Raw genomic sequence first — 16050 nt, 5'->3', positions numbered from 1 at the left:
ACCTCAGGATGCGGATCGGTATTAATTTTATCTTTTTAATCAAATGGCAGAAAGGGCGATAATTGTGAAAAAAAGAAGGTTATTCATTACATTGACGTTAGCCGTCATGATGGTTATGCAAGGCTTCATGACTCCGGTACAAGCTGAGGAGTCTGGCGACCCTTACGGATTGGTCTTTAATGCGGCGAAAAGCAACGCTGTAGAACTTAATGAGAAGCTGAGCAATGTACCGTCCACCTTTGAGATGCGCGCTAAATTTGCAGTTAACCCCAATCAGCGTCAGGTTTTGTTCGGGAATTACAACGCGAATGCAGGCACTCAATTTAACCTTGAACTCAAAGCCGACAACCAATTCCGTTATTATGAACTATCCAATTCAAAGCTGATCGATAAATCGACCCAAGGCGCAAATATTGCGACGGGGAAATGGACGCATCTGGCGGTGACCAGAGACGTTGTGAATAAGAGAGTAACCGTTATCCAAGATGGAGCTGTTATTGCCACCTTTGAAAATCTGGATTTGGCTGCACAGGTCACTCCTCAGTACGTACACAGCATCGGAAAGGACACAAGGAATTCCATGCACATTAGAGCGGAGGTCGCAGAGGTTAGATTGTGGAGTGATGTCCGTACGTTGGATGAGATTAAAGATAATGTCAATATAGAAATCAAGGGCAGTGAAGAAGGCTTAATGCATGCTTGGTCACTGGACAGCTCTGTGCCTCTTACGAATATGGTAGTCGATAAAGCTGGTAAAATTAACGGTACAGCGCTTGGCTTCAAAAAAGCTTATGAGATCGAAACGCCTTACATAAGCGAATTTGAAGGAACTGGCACTGATTTTACCAATGGACAATTGGAATTAATGACTGAGGAACGTTTATCGGATGCCCCTCGTACGGTTGAAGCTTGGGTAAATGTACCGGCCAATACACCGAAGGATCAACCAGTTGGAGTAGTTTTGGGGAATTACGAAGATCAATATTATAGTGATGTTTCCCGGTTTAACTTTGAGATTGGCAGCAACGGCAATCCGAAATTGTACTGGAGAGCCGATAAAAGCAGTGAAATCAATTACTATTCGGATATTAACGTAAATGTCGGCGATTGGGTTCATGTAGCTATGGTATTGGATGACAAGAACAATACAGCGAGTACTTATATCAATGGAGAAAAACTAGAAGAGGAGGTTTTGAAGGCGAAGATTCCGAACGACAGGACCGCACGCGAGCTGAAGATCGGTTCGGATTTTAGAGGATATGGCACAGACGGCAAGCCGCTGATGACATTCAATGGTCAAATCGCCGATGTTCGTGTATGGTCCACTATCCGAACGGACGAAGAGATAAAAACGAATTATAAGGTTTCATTGCAAGGAAATGAAGCGGGATTGATGGGGAACTGGAAGCTCAATCAAGCCGCTAATGGCGTGTATCCGGATGTCTCCGCCAATAAGAACGATGGAATCATCTACGATAATGAATCGACTAATTGGCTAGAGCCCGAATTTGCAGAAGGTGATTATACGATCGCTGTTATTCCTGACACCCAGTATATGACGAGATTGCATCCTGAAGAGATGAAGAAATATATGAAATGGATCAAGGATCATGCTGACGATATGAATATCAAGCTGGCGATAGGCGTGGGCGATATCGTAGATACGGCATCGAGCACAGCAGAATGGGCGGTCGCATCTGAAGCGTATTCGTATTTGGATGGCATAGTACCTTATGTGGCGCCACCAGGCAATCACGACGTGATTTTGAATAAAACGAATTTGACCCGCAATTACACGAATTACAACAATTACTTTCCGTACAGCAAATATTCCAAGTTATCCACCTTCGGAGGAGCTTTTCAAGAAGGAAAAATGGAGAATACGTACCATTACTTCGATATAGGCGGCGTGGAGTATATGGTCATTGCGATGGAGTTTGCTCCAAACGATGACGTATTGGCATGGGCGAATCAAATCGCGACTGAAAACCCAGATAAACGAATTATCGTCGAAACTCATAATTATGTGTATCACAACGGAGAGCTTATTAGCACCCGCCATATCGATTACCCGACCGCTTATATCAATGACGCAAATAACGGCGATGATATGTGGAATGAATTCGTAAGCAAACACGAAAACATTGTGCTGGTACTTTCGGGGCATATTGGCTATCCGGATCTTGTTGTGAGAGAGGATATCGGCGAACATGGAAATTCAGTCCAGCAAATGCTGGTGGATGCCCAATTCATGCAGCCGCGAGACTTAGGCATGCTTATGCTGATGACGTTCAAGGAAGGCAGCAACAATGTGAATGTGAATTGGTATTCCGTCAAAAATGACAAACTGTTCCGCGACAAAAACCAATTCGCTATGGATCTTAATTTGTATCCGGACGATGAACCGAATCCCGGCGAGAATGGGATGCAACTGAGTGCCGTGGATCAATCCGTTACGAAGGGTAGTATTTTCAAGGTACCTGTTAACGTAGAGCAGGCATCTGATCTCGTTGGTCTTGAAGGCGTCATTCGTTATGATGAAGAACTGCTGACACTAGAATCATTTGAGTTAACGAAGTTTAAGGAAACAAACGCTACCAATACAGCAACACCTGGTACAGTCAGCTTCGCAAGTGTATCTGATGCTGCACTTGGTACGGACGAGCCAACGGTGGTTGCCAACCTGGTATTCCGCGCCAAAGCGGATATTGCAAAGGATGAAACGACAGCGATTTCGTTCGAGCTTTTGCAGGCGATAACGATGAACGCCACAGGCGAGACGGCATATGCGCGGATCGGATCGAAGAATGCAGCGATTACCATTACAAATATGATGCTTGGCGACGTTAATGGAGACAACAAAATTGATGTAATGGATGCGACGGGAATTCTTAAACTAATTGTTATTGGTCCAAGTAAAGAGAATGCAGCTCAATATGCGGCTGCGGATGTGAATGGCGATAAGGAGGTTGATACGCTCGATGTTCTAGCACTATTGCAGATCATTGCGGACAAGCTAGCCGGACCGAATATTAAATAATAAACTATCGAGCGGGGAAGGCGACAGAACGCCTTCCCCCTTAATCAAGAAAGGACGATTCCTATGAAAATAAGGCATTTGTGGAAAGTGATAGGCTGTTTGCTCATCCTCTCGTTCTTGCTTCAAAATGTTAGTTATGCCATTTCGTCGCCAACAGTTAATCCGGAGTTGGAAGTGAAGTCCGCACAAGCCTCGCCTGGAAAAAGCGCGACCGTGGACATCGTAATTCACCGATCGAAAGGGCTAAAGACGTTTGAATTTCAATTGAATTACGATCACACAGCCCTTGAATTGTCGGGAAGAGTGGTTAAGAAAGGGAAGGATGTTGCCGATTGGCTGTACGAGTACCATGTGGATTCCGCAAGAGGAACGGTAAAAGTGGCTGCCGTCAACTCCGACGGATTTAAGACAAATGATACGGTGGTCGTGATGAGTTTGACGTTCAAGGCTATTGGAGAAGCAGGGGTTTCGGAGTTTGCCGTAATTGATTTAAAGGCGTATAAGGATTTGAATACATCGGCAGTTATGACAAGCAAGACGGGAGGCTTTGAGATCGTTTCTCCGCTGCAACCGACACCGAAGCCGGAATCGAGTCCATCCGCGAATCCAAGTCCAACCCCAATTCAAGAATCGAATGGGCATGTAAGTGTACAGGTAGAGGACGAGTTTGTGAGGGGTAATATAAGAGAAAGTCAATATAAGAACGTAACGTTCACCATCACTGCACCTAAGACTGCAAAAAGCGTCGAAGCCATTATTAGCGGTGAATCCGCAAAGCTTATCGCCCAAAGCGGTAAGAAGTTAGTCATTCAAACGTCTATCGGCGATCTAGAAATAAACGGCGAAACCATTGCGGAATTAGGTGGTGAAAACATCACAATCAGAATCGAGCATGAAGCACCAGTTGATGGAAAGCCGGCAAGAACGGTTGTAATTATCGTTGACGGTAAGAAAGTAACGAATTTTAGCAGCAATATTAAAGTAAGTGTTCCTTATGAGGTGAAAATGAATGAATCTAATGAGCGAATCATCGTCTATCGAATGAATGAGGGACAAAAAGTGATTGTTGCTCAAGCTATGGCGAATGACGGTAAGGTTGTATTTTTGACTCGGCAGGCTTCCACATTTGTTATTGCATACAACTCGAAGGTTTTTGCAGATATGAGGAAGCATTGGGCAACATACAGCGTGGATTTTGTGGCAGCGAGGGAGCTTTTTCAAGGGGTCTCGAGCAGTGTTTTTGCACCAAACGGCACAATGACCAGAGGCATGCTGGCAACAGTGCTAGGCAGGCTTAGTGGCGTGGCTATGGCTGCCTCTAAGACAACTTTCGATGATGTGGATGCTGACAAGTATTATGCTCCTTTTATTGCTTTTGCAAGTGATAATAGGATTGTAAACGGAATAGGAAATGGCAAGTTCGCTCCGGATAAAGATGTTACAAGAGAAGAAATGGCCCAAATGATCGCAAATTTCATGAACTATGCAGCCATATCGGTTACTGAAGCAGATGCAGTACTTCCTTTTGCAGATGAACAATTCATCTCAGGATGGGCTTTGCCTGCCATTCAACAATTGCAGCGTTATGGAATCATTAGTGGCAGACCAGGCAATCAATTTGATGCTAAAGGCAAGTTGACTAGAGCAGAAATAGCAAAAGTGATTTCGGTGCTGATCGAGCGGATTGTTCAATAAGAAATAAACCAGTGGCTATATGGGACCCTAGTTAAATCTAGGATATTTATAACATTCAGACTTTATATCCGACTCTAGATTCTCTTTCTGAGATACGGTGAAAGAGAAGGCTAGGGTCGTGAACAATACTGCTAAATTCATAAAAATATTTCTTTTCCTATATGATCTCATTCTACATGTAACTTTAAAGCTCATTAATTTCAGTACGATTATACATGTAACTCATATGAATATACATGGATGAGTACAATTATTTTCTCTACAATTAGACAATAGGTCATATAGAATGACTCAATTATAAAAAGCAGCTGTGGGTTAGAACCGCTTTGTGAGTTTTGGTGATAGACGGTATTTTCACATTCATATATAGTGTAAGTTATGATATTTTCGAAGAATGTAAGCGTATACGAGTAACCAATGAGGATATTTGCTTTCTTATTAGGTTATTTTCAGCTCAGAAGGAATTGCCAAGGGGAGATAAAATTGCTTAGAAAGTCTTTTTTTACAAAACTACTTATCGCTTATCTTATTATTGTATTCGCTTACACTATGATTGCGGTCTGCCTGTCTTTCTTTAAGGACAGCCAAAGAGTGCGATCGGAATTGAGTCAAAACCAGCAAAATTTCCTCATGCAATCTCGCGACAATATTGACACCAAACTCGGCGTTTCTTTCAACTTAATCGCGCAATTGAGATTAAATGAGCATGTTGTTAAATTCGCTGAAAAAGATCGTAATTACTATGAGATCACACAAACTTCTTATGCACTGCAAAATCATATAGACGCATTCTCTGAATTCGGCTATAGCATCGATCTAATGAAGACTAACGACGATTTGGTCATTACGCCACAAATTTCATCGGATAGAAGACGCTATATGGAAGATATGGGAATGACGAATGAGGATCTTGCACACTTAGGAACAGACAGCACGAGTCCAACCATAACACTATCGAGCAGCAAAAATATAATTTCGAAGAGCGATGAAAACGCATCGATAATAATCGTTAATCCGGAACGGGTAGGAATAGGAAATTCATTATTTTTTGTTGTCTCATTTTTTGAACAATTACTGCTACCGTCCCTATCACCTGATATGCAAGAAGCTTTTGCCATTATTGAGAATGGTCGATACGTTACGCTCAAATCAAGCTTTGACGATAAACGGGGGAAGCAATTGCTTGCCTATCCACTGCGAGAACTTGATGAACAGGCAACCGGGGATTATACGAAGCTATCCAATGATGAATTTGATTTTCATTTGATTCGCTCAAAAACGATGCCACAATGGACGTATATGTATGTTACACAGAACTACTCGTTGGTAGATTCCTTTTCACCGAATTTGAAAGGGGCTGTGCTTTTATTAGCCATTCTTATCTTTGTGGGACTAGCATTCGCCTATATGGTTTCCAAGCGCATGTACCGACCTGTCGGTCATCTCGTCGGATTGTTCAAAAGCTACGGGGAACCTACGGGAGCAGACGAATTCGCCTTCCTGAATGAGACGGTGACGAGTATAAGTAAGGCTAATGAACAGATGAAAACCGCGTTGCATGAGCACAGGCTTTCAATGAGAGACAAGTTCCTGCGGGATTTGCTCTATGGACTCGTTCCTCCTGACAAGGTGGATGATCTGCTAAATACACATCAACTGCAAAGCCTATCTACCGCTTTAAGCGTTTGCGTAGTTTCATTCTCGAACGATAAAGAATTGGAGGAGCAATATTCGAAAGACGCAATTCTTACGATAAAATCAAAGACTTCCTTGATCATTCATGAACAAATGAAAGTCCATTTCCCTTGCGAGCTGCTTGATCACGATTTCACCAAATTTGTCTTCATAATCAAGGATTCAGATACGGAATCCATTCAGAAGAAGCTCATGAAAGCGATGGCTCAAATCGAGGACGCACATGCGTACGGATTGACTGCAGCTGTTGGTAGGCCCGTAGCCTCTGCTGGCGAAATTGACCGCTCCTTTATCCAGGCGCTTGATACCCTGAAGAGGAAATCGGCAGTTGATAAGACTTCCGTCATTACTTATAAACAGCTCAGTCAAGTTCAGATGGTCAGCTATTATTATCCTATCGATACGGAGCGAGAGCTGATCAGCTATGTGATTCGGGGCAAGCGGGCAAATGCATTACATACACTAAACCTCCTTCTATCGGAAAATTTGGAGCAAAGACAGTTAACGCCGCAGCAGCTCGACCAGTTCTGTTTGCTTGTATTAGCTACTCTGAGTCGAATTATCCAGCAACTGAACATGTCCTTCGAAGAGTTTGTTCGAGCACACAAAGAATCTTTGGACATCGTTCAGAACGGCGAATCGAAGGAACGAATGGTTTCGGCCATCACGACCCTGTTTAGCGCCATGATTGATACGATTGATCAGCAGAATGAGATGATGGATAATAGCACGGTCCAACGTATGATCGAATATATACATGACAACTACAACAAGGATTTATCGCTTAGCATGATAGCGGAGGAGTTTAACTTCTCTCCTGGTTACGTCAGCATCGCGTTCAAAAATCATTCCGGCGAAAATTTTAAAGATTATTTAAATTTTTATCGCGTGCAGCAAGCGAAAGAAATGATGCGCCAGCAGAAAGATATTAAGATTGGCGATTTGGCACTGATGGTCGGTTGCAACAATACGAACACGTTTATTCGAATGTTCCGCAAGTATGAAGGTTTAGCTCCCGGCCAGTACGCAAAGAAGCTTAGCGAGAAGTAGTAAGGCTTCATACAATGAGAATCGTTGATTCATAAAAAGCCGCCTAGCCTAAGTGCCAGGCGGCTTTTGTATGTTCGACTGACACTTTCCTCAATGAAGGGAAATTGTTGATACATGAAATAATGCACATTATGGACTACGACATAAAAAGTTGATGCTAGATGAAATAATGGCGATAGACAGCGCTTTCATTCGTATCTATAGTTTGAATTGCAACGCTGACCTTTCAAATGGGAGCGCTCCTAAGGAAATCAGCTAAACATCATTGCGAGAGGAGAAGAGGATGCGTGCTGCTTAACTTTAAACAAATAAAAGCCAACCTGATCAGGGACCGTTATCTTTATCTGCTCCTGATACCGTTCCTGGCTTGGTATATCATTTTTGCGTATAAGCCGATGTATGGCTTGCAAATCGCCTTTAAGGATTTCAGTGTATATAAAGGAATCGAAGCGAGTCCTTGGGTTGGGTTTGAACATTTCGAGACGTTTTTTAAAAGTCCGTATTTTTGGCGGCTATTAAAAAACACCGTGTTGCTCAGTTTTTATCAATTGCTGTTCGCATTTCCTGTACCGATTATCCTCGCTTTGTTACTAAACGAATTGAAGAGCGGGATTTTCAAAGCAACGGTGCAGACTTTTACGTATTTGCCCCATTTTATTTCGGTCGTTGTCGTAGCTGGGATTGTTACCAACTTTTTGGCTCCTAGCAACGGTATTATCAATATCCTCATTGAGATGGTAGGGGGCGAAAAGCAATACTTTCTGACCAATCCCGATTATTTCCGTACGATTTTTATCGGGTCCATGGATATTTGGAAGGAAGCGGGATTTGGTACTATCATCTATTTAGCCGCTTTGTCTGGTGTCAATCCTGCCTTGTACGAAGCAGCGGTTATCGATGGAGCTAATAGATGGAAGCAAACATGGCATATCACGCTTCCCGCAATCATTCCGACGATCGCAATCATGCTTGTCATGAAGGTGGGTTCCATGCTGGAAGTTGGATATGAAGCGATCATTCTTCTATATCAGCCGGCCACCTATGAGGCGGCCGACGTTATTAACACCTACGTGTACCGGTCTGGTCTTCAGGATGCACGTTACGACCTGGCGACAGCGGTGGGACTGTTCAATGCCGTCGTTGGATTTATTCTCGTCGTATTTGCCAACAAGATGAGCAAGAAGTTAACGGAGACTGGATTATGGTAGGTGATGGAAGATGAAAAAAACCAGAGGCGAAAAGCTGTTTTATATTTTTAATTGTGTATTTCTTGGAATTATCGCTTTGCTTGCGTTGTACCCGTTTGTCTATGTCTTATCTGCATCCTTAAGCTCCTCCCAATCGGTCGTTACAGGCAAGGTGATCTTGCTGCCGCACGATATTAACTTTGACTCCTATGCAAAGGTACTATCGGAAAAGGGAATTTGGATTGCCTATTTAAACACGTTTTATTACACCATATTCGGTGTAATCGTCAATTTAATTCTCACCATTTGTGGTGCCTATGCCTTATCCAAGAAACGGGTTATGGGGCGTACGGCCATCAGCTTCTTTATCGCGCTGACGATGTGGTTCCAACCCGGCATGATTCCGACCTATCTTAATTTTCGAGATTTGAACATGCTCGACAGTAGATTTACGATTATTATCGGTTTCGCGATTACGACTTTCTATGTCTTCCTCATGAGAACGTTCTTCCAGACCATTCCGGAGGAACTCGAGGAGGCGGCTAAGGTTGATGGTGCAAATGATCTTACGATCTTATGGCAAGTGTATTTGCCGCTGTCCAAAGCTTCGCTTGTGACGATCGGATTGTTCTATGCGGTGCACCGTTGGAACGGTTATTTCTGGACGATGATCCTGCTGAGAGACGAGAACAAGGTACCGCTGCAAGTCCTGCTAAAGAAACTCATCGTAGAGATGAACGTGAGCGACGAGATGGGCAATATGGCGGTATATTCAAAGGAAACAATTATTTATGCAACGATCATCGTCTCCATTATTCCGATTGTTGCAGCCTATCCCTTCATTCAGAAATATTTTGTCAAAGGCACCATGATCGGCTCCGTCAAAGGCTAGTGGCTGCTTCAATCTTTTATTATGAAATCAAGAAACCAATATTGGGAGGTCATAAATATGGGTAACAAAAAAAGGATAAAAGCATCTGCATTAATCATGGTAACAGTCGGTATGCTGCTAGCGGGCTGTAGCAACAATAATGTGCCGCAAAATAGTGGAAGTCCTGCGAATAATTCAAAAGAAGCGGATACAAAGCAGCTATCCGGGCAACTGATCGCAAAAGACCCGCTTGAGCTGACGATCCATATGCACTACTCAGATAAGTTTATTTTCGACGATAACTGGCCCATCTTCAAAGAAGCGGCAGCGATGACCAATATTAAGTTGAAAGGAACGGCATCTAAAGCTTCGACGAACAGTAAAGAACTGTTCAATACAATGATGGCTTCCGGGAAAATTCCTGATTTGGTTCATCATCAAATTAAGGAGCAGTACGACAGCCTTGGGGTTGAAGGAGCCTTTCTTGAGTTAGATGGACTGATTGAAGAACATGCCCCGAACATTAAAAAGTTCTTTTCCGAACATCCTGATGCAGCCAAATATATGAAAGCCAATAACGGCAAAACGTATTTCCTTAACTTTACGCCGGACGGACCGGCTGCTAGGGGCTGGTTTGTACGCCAGGATTGGCTGGAAAAACTGGGACTTGAGCAACCGAAAACGGTAGATGAGCTGTATGCACTATTGAAAGCATTCAAAGAAAAGGATCCGAACGGCAACGGAGCAAAGGATGAAATTCCATATTTCAGCAGGTCGAAGCTGGATGGAATTTACGACCTGCTGATCCAGTGGGGTGTGCAGGGCGGGGCCGATGCAGCCAAACGTGGATTTTACGCGGACAACGGTGTCGTCAAGTACGGCATGTATGAGCCAGGATATAAGACGGCAATCGAAAATATTGCGAAGTGGTACAAGGAAGGCTTAATTGATAAAGAAATTTTCACCCGCGGAGCGAAAGCGCGTGACATTTTGCTCGGAGACAATGTCGGCGGCATGACGCACGATTGGTTCGCCAGCACGGCTAATTTCAATGATATTCTTGCGTCTAAGATTCCTAGCTTCTCCTTTGTTCCGATGACGCCCCCAGTGAATACCGCGGGCAAAGTCGTCGAAGAGAGTTCCCGTAAAGGGACGCATGCGAGCGGATGGGGAATCTCAGCGAGTACCAAGCATCCCGTCGAAGCGATCAAATATATGGATTTTTGGTTCTCCGAGGAGGGTCGGAGACTGATGAACTTTGGCATCGAAGGAAAGGACTATGACCTCGTGGACGGCAAGCCGAAGTTTAAAGACTCCGTATTGAAAAATAAAGAAAAGACAGTTATTCAACAGCTTCAGGAAGAGGGAGCTCAGATCGAGCTGGCCTTCCATCAAGACTATGCTTACGAAGAACAATGGACAAACGCGACTGCGTTGAAAGGCATCAAGGAATACATTGACAATGGTTATATTATGCAGGCCTACCCGCCGATCTCGTATACGGATGAGGAACGGACCAAATTTGAGGAGCTAAACGCGGGCGTATTGACCTACGTCGAGGAAAAGCTGCAGAGATGGGTGCTCGGCGTAGAACCGATCAACGATGAGACATTCAGCAAGTATATTAAGGAGTTGGAAGATTTAGGCATCAAGCAACTGCTTGAACTGGAACAAGGTGCATATGACCGTTACATGAAATAGTTGGAACCCCTCCCTCCGGAGTCGTGATGATTTAGGAGGGAGTATTCCTTCTGGATTGTAAACGTTATCGAAAATGTGATCGAGAACATCGTAACGAAACAAAAATTATATGATGGAGATGAAAAAATGAATCTGCAATCATTGTTGATTGAGCCGATAAGTACAACAGACCTGCTAGCTAACTTGCGTTCGCGGCTAGAGCCGATGGAAGATAAAGCCGCCTATATAGCAGCCCATATGCCTGATCATGTGCGCGAGACGATCGCGAATGCAGAACTCGCTTATCGAGGGATGATCATGCTTCCCGGTACGGGGGGAGTCAGGGAGTTTGTAGGGCACCCGCCTAACTGGCTGGAGCGCAGACATAATGATAATGAATATTTATGGCAGCTGAATCGCATGACTCATTGGCAGGACTTGCTGGAAGCCTATTCTCTCACTAAGGATGTAAAGTACGGTGTTAAGGTCATCGACGAAATGATGGACTGGATCGAGTTCGTCACTATTCCCGAGGACTTACTCGATAAGCCGATTGACTATTTTACGGAATGCCATCCGCTGAGGGTTTTGGAGATTGGTATTCGAGCCTACAAAATTTGGCCGCTTATCCTGGAGCATCTAGGTCATTCGGAGCTGTTTACGGAAGCAGTGTTGGAGCAGTATTTAACGGTCATTTACAAGCAAATAAAAGCTCTGCGCAACGTGTCGCCTCAGCTGTGGCCTAAAGCGGATCATAATCATTATTTAATGGAGTGTTTGGGTCTTCTGACGACGGCCCTTTATTTTCCCGAGCTGAAAGAAGCGGAAGAATGGAAGGCTTTTGCGATCGATGGCATCGAAAAGTGCAGCATAGCGCAGCTGACGGAGGACGGCGGTCAAATCGAGGGTTGCCCATCTTATCATAATGGCTGCATGTTCTGGTTCGGGCTGGCTGTGGTTCTGGCTAAACGTTTCCATTTTCAGTTCTCACCAGCGTACATGGAGCGGTTTAGAAAAAATTTGGATTACTCGATCTACTCGTTAAGACCAACCGGGAAATGTGTACCTGTCGGCGATTCCTATGCGAATCCCCTTGCTGTAATGTCCGGCGTCTATGGGTATTTTGCTTTGGAGGATGTATCCTGGCTCGGACTTGCAACGAATTTGATCGATGTGAACGAGGTGGTACGGGAAGCAAGCAAGCATGTATGGAGGGCGCTCGATGTCAGCAAATTCGTGGAAGAGCTGTATTCCCTGCAGGGCAGACAGTTTGTATTGGATAAACCGACGACGTTTTGGAATCGAACGTTGCATCAAGCGATTATCCGCAGCGGCTGGGATTCAAAGGCTCTCAGTTTTTTGTTTACATGTAAAAGCCCTGTTCAAAATGCCCATGCCCACATTGATTTGATGAGCTTTGATTTTACTGCGCTCGGAAAAGACATGATTTGCGATCCCGGATTTTTTTGTTATCGAGATGATGAGGACCGCAAACAGTTCAAGAGTTCAAATTATCACTCTACGCTGCTAATCGATGAGCGAGATCATTTTGAGTATATTCGCCCCTTTCAATACGGACCGCAAAAACCCGGCGGAATCTACAATGTGGAGGATAGAGGTTTCTACCGGCTCGCCAGCGCCTGCCATACAAACTACGAACCGGTGATTCATCACAGGCATATTTCACTAGTCGATAATCGGTTCGTTCTTATTGCGGACCTTGTAGAAGGGCTGAATAACCATAGCGTTCAGCGCTATTTCCATCTGGATTTTGTCGAGGTGAAGGAGAAACTGGGCGGCGTGATTGCGACGAGCGAAATTGCGAATCTGGTGATTGCAACAAGCCATATAGGGGAATTGGATTTTCTACAAGGAAGGTTGTCTGATGAGACCGATCTCTCAAGGCCTTCGACAAGGGTACGCTTCCAAGATAGATTCAGCGGTACAGTTACTTTCTTGACGGTGCTTATTCCTTTCCAAGGGGGGCAGCAGCCTGCTGTTCAGATTGTTGAAACAGCGGATGGTGTATTTAACTTCGAGCTTGGAGAGCGATACTTTGTTTCGATACACGAAAGAGATATGCAAATATCCAAATAGGCTTGAAAAGGCGAAACCCTTAGAAAGATATGAATAGGAGTGAAAAGATGTTGAACCTACAGACTGACGATCAAATTTGGGTTGAAAATGTTATTTCCAAAATAACAGCCAAAATGGGCGCAGTAAGTGAAAGATCAAGCAGCAAAATTCCATATACCACAAGTAACGGTGAGCACGATAACCAGATCAAGAAAGATATCAACTGGTGGACGAATGGGTTCTGGGGCGGCATGATGTGGCTTATGTACCATGAAACCGGGGCTCAGAAGTACAAGGAAATCGCCAATTTCACGGAAGATGCTTTGGATGCTAGTCTCCATCAATTCTACGGTCTGCATCATGATGTCGGTTTTATGTGGCTGCCTACGAGTGTGGCCAATTATAAAGTTACCGGTAATCTGGAATCCCGCAAGAGGGCGCTGCATGCCGCCAACTTGCTTGCCGGACGATTAAACTTGGTGGGCGGGTTTATCCGCGCTTGGAACGATGATACAACCAGCGAAGATACGAGAGGGTGGGCGATCGTGGATTGCATGATGAATCTTCCTCTTCTGTATTGGGCGAGCGAAGAGACCAAAGATCCGCGATATGCGCAAATCGCGATGAAGCATGCGGACACCGCTCTCGATGCTTTTATTAGGCCGGACGGTTCCGTGAATCATATCGTGGAGTTCGACCCATTCAAGGGAAGCGTTGTCCGAACTTATGGCGGTCAAGGATTCGAGGAAGGCTCGTCGTGGACGCGTGGGCAGACGTGGGCTTTGTACGGCTTTATGATCAGTTATAAGCATACAGGGAAGCAGGAGTATTTGCAGGCAGCCAAACGCGTGGCGCATTATTTTATGGCGAATATTCCGGATAACGGCATTATTCCGATCGATTTCCGTCAACCGAACGAGCCCGCTTACGAAGATTCCACGGCAGCGGCGATCGCGGCTTGCGGACTGATCGAAATCGCCAAAGCGGTTGGCGAGTATGAGAAGGAAGTCTATCTGAATGCCGCACTGAAGCTGTTGAAAACGCTGGACGTTTCTCGCTGCGACTGGACGACGGATTCCGATCATCTGTTGATCAATGGTTCAGCAGCGTATCATCATCAAGACATTCATATTTCAATCATTTATGGCGACTATTATTTCATGGAAGCTGTTTTCAAGCTAAAAGGGAACGAGTTGTTCTTGTGGTAGTAAAACGATGAGTACCAACGAGCATATCATAGCGGTGGAGATACTTAAGGGTAAGTGCAATTAGAAGATATTTTATTTGGGAGAACCTCTCTGCAGGGTGCTGCGGGGAGGTTTTTTCTTTTGCCTGCTGAAGTTGTTAAACTAATGGGCAGTTTAGCGTGGAAATGACCAAGTCGAAAACATGAAATAGAACACCTGAAAGTTACACTTTTTGGATTAAAGTAAATGAAATATAATGTCCTAGCAGCCTTCTAAATGAAGTAAATGCAGAAATAAGGAGACAGGTGCTTTAACGGTGTTTTTAAAATATTTATGGAGAGCGTTTTTGATGGCAATCTTCTTTGGAGATGTTTTGCTTGTGTACTCCTTTTTCAGCATACGAAGATAAACAATATCTTAATGACGGTGGGATGGTGCATTAAATGGTAGATAGAAAAGAAGAACGAAAAAGAACTTTTCGTGCTTTGGCTATAGTCCTGTGTATCATATTGAATTGAGAATAACAGGAGTTCCAGTGAAAGAGGTCATGGAGCAGCTGAGCATACGAAATAAGACGCAATTGGAAACCTGGATGCGATGGTACCGCAAGGGCGAATTAAACCGCTTGGAGCAACCTGTAGGCAAACAATACAGCTAYGGTAAAGGACCTGAGTTTACCTCGGAACTGGAGCAAATAAAGGCGGAGAATCGGTTCTTAAAGCAACAAATAGATGTGCTAAAAAAGTACAAGGAAMTRGAAAGGAGTTGTCACCAAAAATCATAGTTGAACTGGTTGAGTTGATTCACGGGGAAGTTACGATCACCAAAGCTTGTGCATGGCTGGGTGTGCCACGTGCTACCTATTACCGATGGAGAGCAAAAAACAAAACTCGGCCATTGGACAGCATGGTTGAAGAGATTCGAGAACTCTGCACTGAGCATAAATTCCGTTACGGATACCGAAAGATTACTGCACTGCTTCGAAAAAAGCACAAGATTAATCACAAGYGCGTACAACGAATCATGCAATGTGAGCAGCTTCAATGTCGAGTCAGAGTMAAGAAACGAAAGCATACAGGGCAGCCTGCTTATGTAGCTGAGTACCTATTAAAGCGGCAATTTCAAGCTGAARCACCGATGCATAAACTCGTCACGGATATTACGTATTTACCATTCGGTGGAAAAATGATGTACCTATCGAGCATCCTCGATTTATATAACGGAGAGATCGTAGCTAGCAGTCTATCCGATACGCAAGATACGGACTTTGTCCTGGATACACTTAATCAATTGCCAGCTGTGCCTGGTGCGATTCTCCATAGCGATCAGGGCAGCGTCTACACGTCCCATGGGTATCAGGAAGCTGTAAAAGGAAAAGGCATTACCATGAGCATGTCCCGCAAGGGAACGCCCGCTGATAATGCCCCCATTGAATCGTTTCATTCCACACTAAAGTCTGAAACGTTCTACCTCGAAGGGTTGACCCATACAACGACTGCAATCGTTGAACAGACCGTTCGAGACTACATCACTTACTATAACGCAATTCGTATTCAAACGAAACTAAAA

The 16050-nt window shown here is 44.2% G+C and carries 9 protein-coding genes; all 9 read left to right on the top strand.

Translation table 11 applies throughout. The features are described from left to right. The first annotated feature begins 64 nt into the window (after positions 1–64). Entirely contained in the window at positions 65–3040 is a 2976-nt protein-coding gene (locus AC1DM9_RS30965; protein ID WP_477583903.1) for a LamG-like jellyroll fold domain-containing protein, read from the top strand. Positions 3041–3103: 63 nt separating this feature from the next. Further along, positions 3104–4735: an S-layer homology domain-containing protein gene (locus AC1DM9_RS30960; protein ID WP_477512062.1), complete on the top strand. Its 1632-nt coding sequence runs from the start codon at positions 3104–3106 to the stop codon at positions 4733–4735. Positions 4736–5338: 603 nt separating this feature from the next. Continuing rightward, a complete protein-coding gene (locus AC1DM9_RS30955; RefSeq protein WP_477551823.1) occupies positions 5339–7480 on the top strand; it encodes a helix-turn-helix domain-containing protein in 2142 nt (713 codons plus the stop codon). A gap of 287 nt (positions 7481–7767) precedes the next feature. Further along, positions 7768–8688 carry an ABC transporter permease gene (locus tag AC1DM9_RS30950; RefSeq protein WP_441884551.1) on the top strand — a complete coding sequence of 307 codons (921 nt, stop codon included), beginning with the start codon at positions 7768–7770 and terminating at the stop codon, positions 8686–8688. A gap of 10 nt (positions 8689–8698) precedes the next feature. After that, the gene (locus AC1DM9_RS30945; protein ID WP_477512065.1) at positions 8699–9559 is read left to right on the top strand and encodes a carbohydrate ABC transporter permease; all 861 of its coding nucleotides are present in this window, start codon (positions 8699–8701) and stop codon (positions 9557–9559) included. A 57-nt stretch (positions 9560–9616) separates the two neighbouring features. Further along, complete coding sequence (locus AC1DM9_RS30940; protein ID WP_477583900.1) at positions 9617–11239, top strand: extracellular solute-binding protein; 1623 nt, start codon at positions 9617–9619, stop codon at positions 11237–11239. Positions 11240–11365: 126 nt separating this feature from the next. Further along, entirely contained in the window at positions 11366–13315 is a 1950-nt protein-coding gene (locus AC1DM9_RS30935; RefSeq protein WP_477512067.1) for a heparinase II/III family protein, read from the top strand. Positions 13316–13362: 47 nt separating this feature from the next. Beyond that, entirely contained in the window at positions 13363–14502 is a 1140-nt protein-coding gene (locus AC1DM9_RS30930) for a glycoside hydrolase family 88 protein (RefSeq protein ID WP_477512068.1), read from the top strand. Between the two features lie 478 nt (positions 14503–14980). Further along, a protein-coding gene (locus tag AC1DM9_RS30925) for an IS3 family transposase (RefSeq protein ID WP_477583898.1) occupies positions 14981–16050 on the top strand; the annotation gives its coding sequence in 2 pieces (ribosomal slippage) (positions 14981–15218 and positions 15218–16050; 1071 coding nt annotated over the 2 pieces). This gene is flagged as partial in the annotation.

Source organism: Paenibacillus sp. 01T431, assembly GCF_056398625.1.
The sequence above is the reverse complement of the archived record's forward strand: the minus strand, read 5'-3'. Positions and strand labels throughout refer to the sequence as shown.